The following is a 13,685-nucleotide window of genomic DNA, read 5'->3' as shown; positions in this document are numbered from 1 at the left end:
ATCAGCTCGGCGGAGCGGCCCCCGCCGGTCGCATCACGCCGATGCCGTCGAGCGCGCCGTCCCCGCGCGCCACCGCGGCCGCGAAAAGGGCGCGGCTCGCCTCGGTGAGCGGCACCGGCAGGCCCGCGGCGCGCGCGGCGCCGACGATGAGCTCGGTGTTCGCGAGCACGTCGGCGATGGAGACCTGCGGGGTGAGGTCGCCGGCGACGAGCTTCGCGGTCTTCACGCGCGAGATCGGCGACGACATCTGGCCGGCGTCGAGGATCTCGCGCAGGCGCCCGACGTCGAGGCCGCGCGCGCGGGCGAATCCGAACGCCTCGGCCAGGCCCGTCATGACGGCGACCACGAGCACGTTGGCGGCCAGCTTCATCTCGATCCCGGCCGGAACCGCGCCGCAGTCGGTGACCTGCGCGCACAGCGGATCGAGCAGCGGCCGGACGCGCCGGACGTCGCCCGGCCGACCGGCGACCATGGCCACGAGCTCGCCGCGCTCTGCGGGAACCCGCGAACCCGAGACGGGCGCCTCGACGTTGCATCCGCCCGCCTGCTCGACCTCGTCGGCCAGTGCTCGCGAGTACCCGGGTGCGACCGTGCCGGTGTGCACGATCGTTCGGCCCGCCACGAGCGCGGCGAGCCCGCCCGGCGCGCCCCGCAGCACGGCGTCGACGGCCGCCGCGTCGCGCAGCATGACGAAGACGGTCTCGCACGTCGCGAAGACCTCGGTGACGGATGCGGCGTGCCGGACGTCGGCTCCCGCGGGCTCCGGTGCGTCCGTGGGCGTGCGCGTCCAGGTGGTGAGCGGGATGCCGGCCTCCGCGAGACGCGTCGCCATCGGCCGGCCCATGATGCCGAGCCCGATGAAGCCGACGCGTGGCGTGGGCGCCCGAGCGCCCGCCAGGCGCTTCTCGAACCAGTGGTGGGCGTACGGCTCGTCGTTGAAGGGGGGCACCTCGCGGAAGCCCGACGCCCGGTACAGCCCGATCGCCTCGGCGAGCGACGCGTTCGTCTCCAGGCGGATGCTCCGTGCGCCGGCGTCGGTCGCCAGGCGTTCCGCCTCGGCCAGCAGCCTCCGGCCGATGCCGGCGCCGCGGAGGTCGTCGGCGACCCACATGCGTCGGAGCTCGGCGACACCGGGCTCCGGGAGCGTCACGCCCACGCACCCGACGGGGCGATCGCCGTGGGTGGCGAGCAGGAACGCGCCCCGCGGCGCGCGGAAGGCGTCGTCGGCTGCGGGCCGGCTGCGCGCGGGGCGGAACCCGCCGTCGAACCGCGCGTCGAGGGTGCGGTGGTAGGCCGCGACGGCGGCGCGCGCGGCGGGCTCCGCGGGGTCGACCGCTGCGATGGCGACGGCCGACGCGGTGAACAGTCGGCGCACGGTGTCGGCCGCGTCGGCCAGCGCATCGCGCTGACGCTCGCTCAGCGGCGCGAGGATGTCGCCCACGAGCTCGTCGGAGCGGCGGTCGAGCACGCCGACCTCGGCGGTGCCCGCGTCGGTGAGGTGCGCGCGCCGCACGCGCGCATCCGCCTCGGACGCCTCGACGGCGATGAGCCCCTCGTCCTCCAGGGCGCGGAGCTGGCGGCTGAGGTATCCCGAGTCGAGGGCGAGGCGCGCACGCAGCTCCCGGACGTCGGCGCCGTCGGTGCCGATCTCCCAGAGGATGCGGTCCTGCCCGAGGGGCCGGCCACGCGAGAGGTACTGCTCCTCGAGCACGCCGAGGCGCTCGGTGGCGGTGCGGTTGAACGCGCGGATGGCCGCGACGCGCGGGTCGGTGGTCATTCTCTGACTCTAGTCAGAGAACTGCCTTCGGGGTACCGGTCCTCAGCGGCCCTCGGCGCGCGCCGCATCCTCCACGCAGCGGGCGGCCTCCGGGCGTGCGCGCAGCCGGCCGACCGGGATGCGGCGGCCGCAGTCGACGCAGATGCCGTAGGTGCCGGCGTCCAGGCGGGCGAACGCCGCGTCGATCTCCTCGAGCTCGCGGCGCTCGGCCTCGCGGAGGCCCGCGAGGTGCGACCACTCCGCCGAGAGCGTCACGCCCTCGGGGTCGTGCTCGTCGTCGGCGATGGAGTCGCCGCGGGCGTCCACGAGCTCGCGCTCGGCGGTCTCGCGGGCCTCCACGGCGGCGACCACGTCGGCGCGCCGCTCTGCGAGCAGCGTGCCGAATTCGCGCGACCGCGCGGAATCGGTCACGGCGCGGTCAGTGCTCCGCGCCGTAGGCGTCGAGCACGCTCTTCGGCAGTCGTCCGCGAGTCGGCACGTCGATGCCCTTCTCGCGCGCCCACTCGCGGATCGCCGCGGTGTCGGCGCCGCCGCCCGTGCGCCGCCGGCGTGCGGGCGCACCGCCGCCCGACCTGCGGGCCGCGCCGACGTACTTCGCGAAGTCGGAGCGGAGCGCGGCCGCGTTCGCGGGGGAGAGGTCGATCTCGTAGGAGGTGCCGTCGAGGCCGAAGCGGACGGTCTCCGCGTCGTCCTCGAGGACGGTGCCGTCGAGGTCGTCGACGAATTGTTCGATGACGCGTTTTGCCATATCCGAAGTGTATTCCCGGAAAATCCGAATCGGAATCCACATCGCGGGAATTACCGGCCGCGGGGGAATTCGACTATTCGTGCGCGATTCGGGAAATCCCGGCCGGGCGCAGCCCTTGACGACGGGACTCCCGTGGTGCCAGCCTGCTCCCGAGGGTCGCGGGGGCGTCCCGGGAGCGGGGACTTCCGATGACTGGCGAATATCCGGACATCAGCGACCACGGCATCATCGGCGATCTCCAGACCGCCGCGCTGATCGACACCGACGGCACCGTCGACTGGTTCTGCTGCCCGCGATTCGACTCGCCGAGCGTCTTCGGGTCGTTGCTCGATGCCGAACGCGGCGGGTTCTGCAGCATCCGCCCCGAATCGGACGACTTCGTCACCAAGCAGCTCTACCTGCCCAACACGGCGATGCTCGTGACGCGGTTCCTCACCGAGGCGGGCGTCGGCGAGGTGGTGGACTTCATGCCGGTCACCGACGGCGAGGCCACCGACGTGCACCGACTCGTGCGCATGGTGCGCGTCGTGCGCGGGTCGATGACCTTCGTCGGCGAGATCCAGCCCCGGTTCGACTACGGCCGGGCGCCGCACACCGTCGCCGCCGCGACGGGCGCGATCACGTTCGCCTCGGATGCCGGGAAGCTGACCCTGCACCGCATCGGCGACCCCGTGCTGCACGACGGGGAGCGCGCCGGTCGCATCGAGCCCGCAGGGGACGGGATCCGCATCACCATCTCGCTCGTCGCGGGCGAGCACACCGGGGTCGTGCTCTCGTCGGGCGACGTCGAACCGCGCCAGCTGTCGCCGGACGACCTGCAGGACCTCTACGACGAGACCCGCGAGTTCTGGCGCGCGTGGACGGACCGCTCCACCTACACCGGACGCTGGCGCGAGATCGTCGCACGCTCCGCGATCACGCTCAAGCTCATGACCTACGCGCCCTCGGGCGCGCTCGTGGCGGCGCCCACCGCGGGGCTCCCCGAGCAGGTGGGGGGCGAACGGAACTGGGACTACCGGTACACCTGGGTGCGCGACGCCTCGTTCTCCGTCTACGCGCTGCTCAGCCTGGGCTACCTGGAGGAGGCCGAGGGGTTCGTGCGCTGGCTCATGGAGCGCATCCGCGAGAGCGTCGGCGACGACTCGGGGCCGTTGAAGATCATGTACCGGGTCGACGGGTCGTCCGACCTCGTCGAGGAGACGCTCGACGACCACGCCGGGTACCGGGGCTCGCGGCCCGTGCGCATCGGGAACGGCGCTGCCGACCAGCTGCAGCTCGACATCTACGGGGAGGCGATGTCGGCCATCCACCTGGCGGACACCCATGGCCTGGAGCTGCCGCACCAGGGGTGGGACGAGGTCCGCGACATGCTCGACTGGGTCTGCGACCACTGGGACCAGCCCGAGGAGGGCATCTGGGAGACCCGCGGCGGGCGCAAGCACTTCACCTACGGACGCTTCATGTGCTGGGTGGCGCTCGACCGGGGCATCCGCCTCGCCCAGCGTCGCGGCCGTCCGGCATCGATCGCACGGTGGACCGACGAGCGCGACCGCATCTACGAGGAGGTCATGGCCAGCGGCTGGAACCCCGAGCGCGCCGCGTTCGTGCAGCACGTCGACACCGAGGTCCTCGACGCCTCGCTGCTGCTCATGCCGCTGATGGGGTTCGTGGCGCCGCGCGACCCGATGTGGCACTCGACGATGGCCGCGATGGAGGAGGAGCTGGTGTCCGACAGCCTCGTGTACCGCTACAACCCGAGCGCATCGCCCGACGGGCTGCGCGGATCGGAGGGCACGTTCACGCTGTGCTCGTTCTGGTACGTCGACGCGCTGGCGCGCTCGGGCCGCACCGGAGACGCCCGCTACATCTTCGAGAAGATGCTCACCTACGCCAACCACCTGGGCCTCTTCGCCGAGGAGATCGGCCTCACCGGCGAGCAGCTCGGCAACTTCCCGCAGGCGTTCAGCCACCTCGCGCTCATCAACGCGGCCGTGAACCTCGACTACCAGCTCGACCACGGGGCCGGCGACGTCGAGCCGGTGCTCTGGCGGGGGCGGCGGGGCGCCTGAGGTTCCGCCCCGCGCTCACTCGTAGCGGGACGTCACGCCGAGGTACTCCTCGAGCGAGAGCCCGCTCGCGAACACGTCGCTCGCCGCGCCGACCCCCAGGTAACGCAGGTGCCACGGCTCCCAGACGTACCCGGTCACGCCCTCCTTGCCGGGCGGGTAGCGCACGATGAAGCCGAACCGGTGCGCGTTGGCGGCCACCCACTCGCCCTCGGCCGTGTACCCGAACGCCTCGGTGATCGTGTTCAGGTCGAACGCCAGGCCGGACTGGTGCTCGCTGTGGCCCGGGCGCGCGGAGTGGCGGTCGGCACCGGCCACGCCCTCGTTCGCGACGTAGCGGTCGTAGATCGACTTCTGGCTCGCGTACGAGCGGAACCCGCTCGAGATGTACAGGTCCAGGCCGGATGCCGCCGCCTCGGCGCGCATGCGCTCGAAGGCCGCGCTCGTCTCGGCCGTGAGGCCGGCCCCGAACCAGCTCGGCAGCGCGTAGGTCTTGTTGACGACGAGGATGCCCCGGACGTACGTCGGCTGCACGCCGCCCGAGGCGTCCGCGGGCGGCGCCACCGCATCGGCCCGCGCGGCCGCCTCCGCCTCGGCGGCCTCGTGGGAGGCGACCGCGGCGGCCCACGCGTCCTGGTACGCCGAGAGGAGTGCGGGCACGTCGGATGCCCCGGCGCCGTCGAGCGCCGCCACCGCGGCCGTGTACGCGTCCGTCGCCTCGTCGCCGGCCAGCTCGGGTGCGTCGGTGGCCGCTCCATGCCGGTGGGCGGACGCCCCGAGGGTGACCGTCGCCGCAGTCACCGCGTCGGCCCGCTCGGCGAGGGAGCCCTCGAGGTCGTCCGCCGTCTGCGCGACGGCCTCGAGCGCACCCGCCGCGAGCAGGGCGCGCACGGCCTCAGCCACCCGCTCGTCGCGCGAGGCGAGCAGCTCGCCGTCGGCGGGGTCCGCCTCGTCGCCGGGCGCCGCTTCGGCGACGTACCCCGCGACCGCGTCGACGGCCGCGGCGAGGTCGTCGCGCGCCGCCGCCAGCCCGTTGGCGTCGGCGGGGTCGTCGAGCAGGTCCTCGTCGACCGCCTCGAGCAGCGCGTCGGCGTCGTCGACGACGATGGCGGCGCGTGCCCGTGCGTCGGCGAGCTCCGCGAGCCCCACGTCGGCGACCTCGCGGGCGTCGGCCAGCACGGCGACCGCGTCGTCGTAGGACGCGAGCGCAGCGGCATCCGCCCGCGCCTCGGTGCTGTGCTGCCCCGCCGCGGCACCGGTCACGAGCAGTGCGGCCAGGCACGCGACCCCGATGATCCGGTCGGTCGCGCGCGCTGGCATGCAGCCAACCTAGTGGCGGCGCAGCCTCGGGGCGTGCACCGTTGCGCACCCGATACCTCGGTCGTACGCTGTCGGCGTCGGGCCGACCGGGAGCCGGCCCGGGAGGGGGACGTCATGAGCGACCGCAACATGAACTACGGCTCCGCCGGGCAGTGGGGCTTCTTCTTCCTGCTCGCCTACATCGGTGCCGCGATCTACTTCATCTCGGTCTCCGACGGCAGCTTCTGGGCCGTCGTGCTCGGCCTGCTGCAGGCGATCGTCTGGCCGGTGTACGCCGTCTACTACGGGCTCGACGCGCTGATCGGCTGAACGCGGCTCACGCCGCCGGTGACGACGGCGCGGCCGAGCGGAACCCCTGCCGCCGCAGGGTGCTCGCGATCGTCGCCACCGCGGTGAGCGCGAGCAGCACGGCGAGGCCGAGCAGCAGCGCGGTGAGCGACCACGCCTGCGGCGTCCCCGACAGCGCCTCGATCACGGCTCCCGCGATCACCGCACCGACGCCGCCGAGCGCGATCATCGACGTGAGGGCGAGCGCGCTGCCCTCGCCGGCGAGCTCGGCCGGCAGGATGTCGGCAGCGCCGATCTGCGACACCGAGAAGCCCATGCCGCACCCGAGCCCGCAGCACGCCAGCGCGATCGTGTAGACGACGAGGTTCTGGGCCAGCGCGATGCCCGTGACCGCGGCCGTCGCGAGCACGCACGCGGCGCTCAGCACCCAGCCGGCGCCGAAGCGGTCGGTGAGGAACCCCGCGGTCGGCCCGCACGCGGCCACGCCCACCGCCGCGAGCATGAACACGAACCCCGACTCGGCGGGCGAGAGCCCGCGCACGTTCTGCAGCTGCAGGGTCGCGGCGAACACGAACACGATGAACGCGATGTTCAGCGCGGTGCCCGCGAGCAGCACGAAGACGAAGCCGCGCTCGCGGAACAGCCGCAGGTTGATGAGCGGATGCTCCCTGCGGGCCACGTGCCGGAAGAACCACACGAGCAGCACCGCGCCGATCGCCGCCGGCGCCCAGGTGAGCACCGACGCGACGCCGAGGTTGGTGGTGTTGTCGATGCCGACGCACGCGAGCGCCAGCCCCGTGGTGACGAGCACCACGCCCAGCCAGTCCATGCTCCGCACGGTCGTGCGGCCCTCGGCGGTCGACTCGGGCAGTCGGGCGGCGGCGATCGCCGAGACGATCGCGACCGGCACGTTGATGAGGAAGACCCAGCGCCAGCCGGCGACCGACGCGAGCCCACCGCCGATCACCGGGCCGAGCGCCGTGCCCGAGCCGGAGAGGCCGAGCATGATGCCCATGATGCGCGCGCGCTGCTCGGGGCGCGCGGTCGCGGCGATGAGCGCGAACGCGTTGGGCATGATCATCGCCGACCCGACCCCCTGCAGCACGCGGAACGCGATGAGCACGGGCGCGGCGGATGCGAGCGCGCAGACCAGGCTCGTGCCGCCGAACACGATCGTGCCGATGACCAGCACCTTCCTGCGGCCGATCGTGTCGCCCAGCTTGCCCGCGGGCACGAAGCACGAGCCGAGGCTCAGCAGGTAGCCGCTCAGCATCCACTGCAGGTCGGTGACCGGGATGTCGAGGTCCTTCGCGATGGTCGGCAGCGCGAGGTTCAGCGCGAAGAAGTCGAGCTGCACCGCGAACAGTGCCAGCCCCACCGGCAGGTAGCGCATGGTCGCGCGCCAGAGGCCCGTCGGTGCGTCGTCGGTCGCCCGCGGCCGATCCGTCTTCGGCATGCCGTCCGCCCCCATCGTTCGGCCATCGCCCCGAGGGGCGCCGGAGATGGGGACACTCTAGTCGCGTCTGCGGCTGCGTTGGAGGGGCGGACACCTGCGGCGACCTGCTCCGGTCGCGTCAGTCGATCGCGCGCAGCGGTGCGGTCGAGAACTCGCGCACGGCCCCGGCGAAGTCCTCGGTCGCCCGCCACCCGAGTTCCTCGGCGATGCGCGCCGACGACGCCGTGATGTGGCGCACGTCGCCGAGCCGGTACTCGCCCGTGACCACGGGTGCGGGGCCGCCGAACGCGTCGGCCAGCGCGGTCGCGAACTCGCGCACGGTGCGCGGGGTGCCGCTGCCGACGTTGTACGCGCGCGCGTCGCCGTCGGGTCGCGCCGCCAGCCCGGCGAGCGCCGCGAGGTTCGCCCGCGCCACGTCGCGCACGTGCACGAAGTCGCGGCGCTGCCCGCCGTCCTCGAACACGCGCGGCGCCTCGCCGCGCTCCAGCGCGCTGCGGAAGATCGACGCGACGCCGGCGTACGGCGTGTCCCGCGGCATCCGCGGCCCGTACACGTTGTGGTAGCGCAGCATCGCCGCCCGGCCGCCGGTCGCACGCGTCCACGACGAGGCCAGGTGCTCCTGGGCGAGCTTCGTGTCGGCGTAGACGTTGCGCGGGTCGAGCGCGGCGTCCTCGGCGACGAGCACCGGCTCGAGCGGCCGGCCGTCGGCGCCGAGCGGATCGAACACCCCGCGCTCGAGGTCGGCGACCGCACGCGGCGGCGGCAGCACGACGCGATCGCCGTCGAGGTAGCGGCCCTCGCCGTAGACCACCATCGACGACGCGAGCACGAGGCGGTCCACCCCGGCCGCGGTCATCGCGGCGAGCAGCACGGCGGTGCCGGTCACGTTCGCATCGGCGTAGTCGGGCGCATCCGCGAAGTCGACCCCGAGGCCGACCTTCGCGGCCTGGTGGCACACGACGGTGACCCCCTCGAGTGCGGCGCGCACCGCCGGGGCATCCGTCACCGATGCCCGCACCAGTTCCACGCCCGCGGGCAGGGCCGGCGCGGCGCGCCCGTGCACGTCGGGGCGCAGCGCGTCGAGCACCCGCACGCGCTCGCCGCGGGCGACGGCCGCCTCGACGACGTGCGAGCCGATGAACCCCGCGCCCCCGGTGACGAGCAGCACGGCTCAGCCCTCGGCGGGCGGCAGGGCCAGCACGGCCGCGACGGCGGCCGGGTCGACGAACTGCCGGGCCGCGTAGTCGGCGGGCACTGCGGCGACCATCGCCGTGATGGCGGCGCGGATGCGCGGCTCCGCGGCCGCCATGCGGTCGAGCACCAGCTGCGGGTCGACCGCGTCGGCCTCGCCCGCGGCGTCGCCCGCGTCGGTGTCGGTCACGAACGAGAGGTTCACGGCGCCCACGCCGAGCTCCGCGGCGAGCACGACCTCGGGGTACTGCGTCATGTTCACCAGGTGCGCGCCCATCGCGCGGAACATCCGCGACTCCGCCCGCGTCGAGAAACGCGGGCCCTGGATCACGACCGTCGTCGCATCCGTCATCGCGTCCTCGCCGAGATCGGACAGGGCGGATGCCGCGTGCCGCCGCAGCTCCGGGCAGAACGGGTCGGCCGCCGCGAGGTGCTGCACCGAGGGCCCGTCGTAGAACGTGTCGGGGCGGTTCCAGGTGCGGTCGATGAACTGGTCGGGCAGCGCGAAGCGGCCCGGGCGCGCCTCTGGGACGAGCCCGCCGACGGCCGCCGAGGTCACGATCGCCCGCACGCCGAGGCTCGCGAGCGCCCAGACGTTGGCACGGAAGTTCAGGCGGTGCGGCGGAATGACGTGGCCGGCGCCGTGCCGGCTGAGGAACGCGACGCGGCGACCGGCGAGCTCGCCGATCGCGATCGGGCCCGACGGTGCGCCGTACGGGGTCGCCACCTCGACCTGCGTCGCGTCGTCGTCGAGCAGGGCGTACAGGCCGGAGCCGCCGATGACGCCGATCTCGGCGCGGTGCGCGCCCGGTGCGGATGCGGTCATCGGTGTCGTCCTCTCGTCGTGGCCTCGCGGTTCGATGCTGCCGTGCGCGGGCCGCGGCGGCGATGCCGGAGCGACCCGTGTTCGCGGACCGTAAGGAATGACGGTTCGCGTCGGGAGCGCACGTGACGAGAATGGCACGCATGAGCGGGGTCACGGATCGACTCGCCGTCGTGGCGGAACGACGGTTCGCCGGCGTGCGGCGCGAGCTCGCCGCACCGGCCCGGCACCCGCGCACCGCCGTCGTGCTCGGCCGGGTGCTCGGCATCGCCTTCCTGGTCTGCTTCGCCACCGGGCTGTACAGCCACCTGCTGCAGGACCCGCTGCCCGGCATGGTCTTCCCGACCCGCCCCACCTGGCTCTACCAGGCGACCCAGGGCGTGCACGTGACCGTCGGCGTGGCGCTGCTGCCACTGCTGTTCGCCAAGCTCTGGACCGTCTACCCGAAGCTGTTCGAGTGGCCGCCGGTGCGGTCGATCCCGCACGCGATCGAGCGCGCGTCGATCGCGGTGCTCGTGGCGGTCGCGGTCATGGAGCCGCTGATCGGCCTCATCAACACGTACCAGTGGTACCCGTGGGAGTTCTCGTTCCGGCGCACGCACTTCGCGCTCGCGTGGGTGCTGGTCGGCGCGCTCGCCGTGCACGTCGCCGTGAAGCTGCCCGACATCGTGCGGTACTGGCGGCGCGGGTCGGATGCGCCCGAGGCGGACGCTGCGGAGGCGAACGCTGCGGGGTCGGATGCTGCGGGGCCGCCGCCCGTGACGGGGGAGGACTCCCATGGCTGACCGCGGCATGAGCCGTCGCGCGCTGCTCGCGACCGTCGCCACCGCGTCGATCGCGCTGGTGGCGACCACCGCCGGCCAGACCTGGACCTGGCTCGAGCCGTTCAACGTGTTCGCGCCGCGCCGCCGCGGCGACGGCCCGCAGGGCCTGCCGGTGAACCGCACCGCCGCGCAGGCGGGCGTGACCGATCTCGCCCGCGATCCCGGCTGGCGCCTGACGGTCGTGCACAACGGCACCGAGACGGCGTTCACCCGCGACGAGCTCCGGGCGATGCCGCAGGCAGAGTCCGTGCTGCCGATCGCCTGCGTCGAGGGGTGGAGCACGGTCGCGCACTGGCGCGGCGTGCGCATGGCCGACCTCCTCGCGGCGGTCGGCGCGCCCGAGGGGGCATCCGTGCACATCTCGAGCCTCGAGGCGAGCGGCCCGTTCCACACCTCCGACATGGGTCCGGAGTTCGCGCGCGACCCGCTCACCCTCGTCGCGCTCGAGCTGAACGGCGAGGAGCTCGATGTCGAGCACGGGTACCCCGCGCGTATCATCGCGCCGGCGCGCCCCGGCGTGCGGCAGACCAAGTGGATCGAGCGCATCGAGGTGCGCGCATGAGGGCCTGGCGGGTCGCGCTCGTGGTCGCCGGGGTCGGCGCCGCGGGGTACGGGGCGTTCCTGCTGTTCACCGAGCAGCGCCTCGACCAGGTGCTCGCCGTGGTGATCTGGCTGGCCGGAGCGATCGTGCTGCACGACGCGATCATCGCCCCCGCGACGGCGGTCGTCGGCGGCGGCCTGCGGCGCGCGGGCGGGCGGATGCCCCGGGGGGCCGTCACGCTGGTCGAGGCCGGCCTCGTGATCGGCGGCCTGTTCGGGGTCATCGTGCTGCCGCTGCTCATCGCGCAGGCGCGCGGCCCGCGCAACCCGACCATCCTCGCGGGCGACTACGCGCTCGCGTTCGCGCTGCTGTGGCTCGTGATCGTGGTGCTCGTCGCGGTCGGCGTCGCGGCGCTCCGCGCCCGCCGCCGCACCCGCGCCTGACCGCCCGCGCCCGCCCGCCGTCCCACCACGAGACCCGTCAAGAACCTGCGCTCTCGCGCGCGAAACTGCAGTTTCTTGACGGGTCTTGAACCCGCGCACCGCCGTCCAACCCGAGACCCGTCAAGAACCTGCGGAATGGCGGCTGGGAGTGCAGGAAATCGACGGGTCTCGCGCGACCAGCGGCTCAGGCGGGCTCGAGGGCGGCGAACGAGCGGTCGCCGACGGTCCAGGCGTCGCGGACGCGCAGGCCGGCCGCCGCGGCCGGCACGGGGAGGGCGCGCACGCCGAGGTGCGCCCACGGGAAGGGCAGGCTGCGCCCACCGGATGCATCGTGCAGCACGCCCTCGAACGCGTGGTCGGCGTCGTGGTCGACGTGGGTCTCCACCACGACCCGGCCGCGGGCGGCGACGAGTGCCGCGCAGCGCGCGAGCAGCGCCGCCGGGCTGCCGCCGATGCCGACGTTGCCGTCGAGCAGCAGCACCGCGCCCCAGCCGCCCTCCGACGGGAGGCGGTCGAACACCGACCGCCGCAGCACCGGCAGGCCGCGCGCCCGCGCGATCGCCACGGCCGCTGCCGACACGTCGACGCCGAGGGCGAGGTGCCCGGCGAGGATCGCGGCGAGCACCATGCGCCCGGGTCCGCAGCCCGCGTCGAGCACGGGGCCGTGCACCGCGTCGAGCGTCGAGCGGTCGGCCTCGTCGGCCGGCGCCGAGAAGCGGCCCACGTCGATCGGGGTCGTCGCGGGGCGCCCCGCGGCATCCAGGTGGGCGAGTTCGAGCGCGGCGGATCCGCCGCCCAGCGCCCGGTCGTACGGCTCCGCGCCGCCGGCGCCGAACCGTGGCTCGACCTGCACGGCGGCAGCGTGCGCGTGCCGGTGCGTCACCCGCGCGAGCACGCTCAGCCCGTCCCCTCGGGCACGAGCGACGCGACCACCCGCGCGAGCCGCCCGCCGGGCGCCGCGGCGACGGCCGGGGCGAGATCGTCGGCGGTGTCGATGTCGGATGCCTCGGGCAGCATCCCGACCGCGAGGCCGGAGCCGCGCAGCCGGGCGAGTTGCCGCGCACCCGTGTCGTCCTCCGACATGGGCACCCCGCGCAGCAGGGCCCCGTCGGGCGTGCGCAGCCAGAGCGCCCAGAACCCGCCGTCGGTCGCGAGCCCGAGCCACGCGTCGACCCCGGCTGCGTCGTCGAAGGCCGGCGCGAGCATCGCGGCGTGCGCGTGCGGCGTGTCCATCCCGATGAGCAGCAGCGGCTCGTCGACCGCGTCGAAGAGGAACCCGAGCCGCGCGTCGAGCCCGCCACCGGGTTGGTCGAGCACCTCGAACCCGGTGGCATCCGTCGCCCCCAGCGGCCCGTCGTGGAACAGGATGCGCCGCGTCGCGGGCAGCCCGCGCACGAGGTCGAGCGTGTCGTCGACGCACGCCTGCGCGATCTCGGCCGCCTGCGCGAGCGAGTACGGCGGGTGCAGCCGGGTCTTCGCATGCCCCGGCCGGCACTCCTTGGCGATCACCGCGACGGCCGTCACCGCGCCGCCTCCCGCAGCCGGGCCGACATGTCGCGCACGGCGGTGATCGTGCCGCGCACGGTGCCGGTCACCTTCGAGACGCCGATGCGTCGCCGGTAGGCCACGTCGACCTCGGCGATGCGCAGTCCCTCGGCGGCGGCGCGCAGCACGAGTTCGAGCGGGTAGCCGCTGCGCCGGTCGTCGAGCCCGAGCGCGAGCAGCGCCTCGCGGTGACCGGCCCGCATCGGCCCGATGTCGTGCAGCGAGGTGCCCGTGATCGCGTTGACGCGCCGGGCGATCACGGCGTTGCCGAGCCGCGCGTGCAGCGGCATCGCGCCGCGCTCGACCGGCACGCGACGCCCGAGCACCAGGTCGGCCTCGCCCGCGTCGACCAGCGCGACGAGTCGCGGCAGCTCGGCCAGGTCGAGCGAGCCGTCCGCGTCGGCGAAGCCGACGACGTCGGTGACGGATGCCTCGAGGCCGGCGTGCACCGCCGCACCGTACCCGCGCACGGGGTGGGCGATCACGGTCGCACCGGCGGCGCGCGCCACCTCGGCCGACCGGTCGGTCGACCCGTTGTCCACGACCAGCGCCCGGTACCCGTTGGGCAGGCTCGCGAGCACGCGGGGGAGCGCGCCCTCCTCGTCGAGGCACGGGAGGACGACGTCGACGGCCTGATCGGTCACGGAACCGACACTAGGGAGG

The 13,685-nt window shown here is 74.4% G+C and carries 15 protein-coding genes; 5 read left to right on the top strand and 10 right to left on the bottom strand.

Features of this window, described 5'->3' with window-relative positions:
- Position 1 precedes the first annotated feature (1 nt).
- The 3 genes from ABZK10_RS00175 to ABZK10_RS00165 are packed head-to-tail and all read right to left on the bottom strand — an operon-like array spanning position 2 to position 2,525.
- A complete protein-coding gene (locus tag ABZK10_RS00175) occupies positions 2 to 1,777 on the bottom strand; it encodes a GNAT family N-acetyltransferase (protein ID WP_353807166.1) in 1,776 nt (591 codons plus the stop codon).
- Between the two features lie 42 nt (positions 1,778 to 1,819).
- Positions 1,820 to 2,188 carry a TraR/DksA family transcriptional regulator gene (locus ABZK10_RS00170; RefSeq protein WP_353807165.1) on the bottom strand — a complete coding sequence of 123 codons (369 nt, stop codon included), beginning with the start codon at positions 2,186 to 2,188 and terminating at the stop codon, positions 1,820 to 1,822.
- Positions 2,189 to 2,195: 7 nt separating this feature from the next.
- Positions 2,196 to 2,525 carry a histone-like nucleoid-structuring protein Lsr2 gene (locus ABZK10_RS00165; protein ID WP_353807163.1) on the bottom strand — a complete coding sequence of 110 codons (330 nt, stop codon included), beginning with the start codon at positions 2,523 to 2,525 and terminating at the stop codon, positions 2,196 to 2,198.
- Positions 2,526 to 2,713: 188 nt separating this feature from the next.
- Between ABZK10_RS00165 and ABZK10_RS00160 the strand changes: the two genes are divergently transcribed.
- The gene (locus tag ABZK10_RS00160; RefSeq protein WP_353807162.1) at positions 2,714 to 4,594 is read left to right on the top strand and encodes a glycoside hydrolase family 15 protein; all 1,881 of its coding nucleotides are present in this window, start codon (positions 2,714 to 2,716) and stop codon (positions 4,592 to 4,594) included.
- 15 nt (positions 4,595 to 4,609) lie between these two features.
- Here the strand turns inward: ABZK10_RS00160 and ABZK10_RS00155 are convergent, their stop codons facing one another.
- On the bottom strand, positions 4,610 to 5,911 hold the full coding sequence (locus ABZK10_RS00155; RefSeq protein WP_353807161.1) for a M15 family metallopeptidase: 1,302 nt from the start codon (positions 5,909 to 5,911) through the stop codon (positions 4,610 to 4,612).
- Positions 5,912 to 6,025: 114 nt separating this feature from the next.
- Here ABZK10_RS00155 and ABZK10_RS00150 point away from each other — a divergent pair, with 114 nt between their 5' ends.
- A complete protein-coding gene (locus ABZK10_RS00150; RefSeq protein WP_353807160.1) occupies positions 6,026 to 6,220 on the top strand; it encodes a hypothetical protein in 195 nt (64 codons plus the stop codon).
- A 7-nt stretch (positions 6,221 to 6,227) separates the two neighbouring features.
- Here the strand turns inward: ABZK10_RS00150 and ABZK10_RS00145 are convergent, their stop codons facing one another.
- The 3 genes from ABZK10_RS00145 to ABZK10_RS00135 form a co-directional block, all read right to left on the bottom strand.
- A complete protein-coding gene (locus tag ABZK10_RS00145; protein WP_353807159.1) occupies positions 6,228 to 7,655 on the bottom strand; it encodes an MFS transporter in 1,428 nt (475 codons plus the stop codon).
- 118 nt (positions 7,656 to 7,773) lie between these two features.
- Positions 7,774 to 8,823 (bottom strand): NAD-dependent epimerase/dehydratase family protein, encoded by a 1,050-nt coding sequence (locus ABZK10_RS00140; RefSeq protein WP_353807158.1) that lies wholly within the window; start codon positions 8,821 to 8,823, stop codon positions 7,774 to 7,776.
- A 3-nt stretch (positions 8,824 to 8,826) separates the two neighbouring features.
- Positions 8,827 to 9,672: an MTAP family purine nucleoside phosphorylase gene (locus tag ABZK10_RS00135; protein ID WP_353807157.1), complete on the bottom strand. Its 846-nt coding sequence runs from the start codon at positions 9,670 to 9,672 to the stop codon at positions 8,827 to 8,829.
- 140 nt (positions 9,673 to 9,812) lie between these two features.
- Here ABZK10_RS00135 and ABZK10_RS00130 point away from each other — a divergent pair, with 140 nt between their 5' ends.
- From ABZK10_RS00130 to ABZK10_RS00120, 3 genes are read left to right on the top strand one after another with little or no spacing between them, the layout of a single operon-like run.
- On the top strand, positions 9,813 to 10,454 hold the full coding sequence (locus tag ABZK10_RS00130) for a hypothetical protein (protein ID WP_353807156.1): 642 nt from the start codon (positions 9,813 to 9,815) through the stop codon (positions 10,452 to 10,454).
- Positions 10,447 to 11,055 carry a molybdopterin-dependent oxidoreductase gene (locus ABZK10_RS00125; protein ID WP_353807155.1) on the top strand — a complete coding sequence of 203 codons (609 nt, stop codon included), beginning with the start codon at positions 10,447 to 10,449 and terminating at the stop codon, positions 11,053 to 11,055. The genes ABZK10_RS00130 and ABZK10_RS00125 overlap by 8 nt, the downstream gene beginning before the upstream one ends.
- Complete coding sequence (locus ABZK10_RS00120) at positions 11,052 to 11,477, top strand: hypothetical protein (protein WP_353807154.1); 426 nt, start codon at positions 11,052 to 11,054, stop codon at positions 11,475 to 11,477. The genes ABZK10_RS00125 and ABZK10_RS00120 overlap by 4 nt, the downstream gene beginning before the upstream one ends.
- 184 nt (positions 11,478 to 11,661) lie before the next feature.
- Here ABZK10_RS00120 and ABZK10_RS00115 read toward each other — a convergent pair whose 3' ends face one another.
- From ABZK10_RS00115 to ABZK10_RS00105, 3 genes are read right to left on the bottom strand one after another with little or no spacing between them, the layout of a single operon-like run.
- A complete protein-coding gene (locus ABZK10_RS00115; RefSeq protein ID WP_353807153.1) occupies positions 11,662 to 12,330 on the bottom strand; it encodes a class I SAM-dependent methyltransferase in 669 nt (222 codons plus the stop codon).
- Positions 12,331 to 12,374: 44 nt separating this feature from the next.
- The gene (locus ABZK10_RS00110; protein WP_353807152.1) at positions 12,375 to 13,001 is read right to left on the bottom strand and encodes a TIGR04282 family arsenosugar biosynthesis glycosyltransferase; all 627 of its coding nucleotides are present in this window, start codon (positions 12,999 to 13,001) and stop codon (positions 12,375 to 12,377) included.
- The gene (locus ABZK10_RS00105; protein WP_353807151.1) at positions 12,998 to 13,666 is read right to left on the bottom strand and encodes a glycosyltransferase family 2 protein; all 669 of its coding nucleotides are present in this window, start codon (positions 13,664 to 13,666) and stop codon (positions 12,998 to 13,000) included. The genes ABZK10_RS00110 and ABZK10_RS00105 overlap by 4 nt, the downstream gene beginning before the upstream one ends.
- Positions 13,667 to 13,685 lie beyond the last annotated feature (19 nt).

Origin of the sequence: Agromyces sp. SYSU T00194 (assembly GCF_040496035.1) — a bacterium.
In the GTDB taxonomy this organism is placed as follows: Bacteria; Actinomycetota; Actinomycetes; order Actinomycetales; family Microbacteriaceae; genus Agromyces; species Agromyces chitinivorans.
This window is presented reverse-complemented; position numbering and strand designations above follow the sequence as displayed.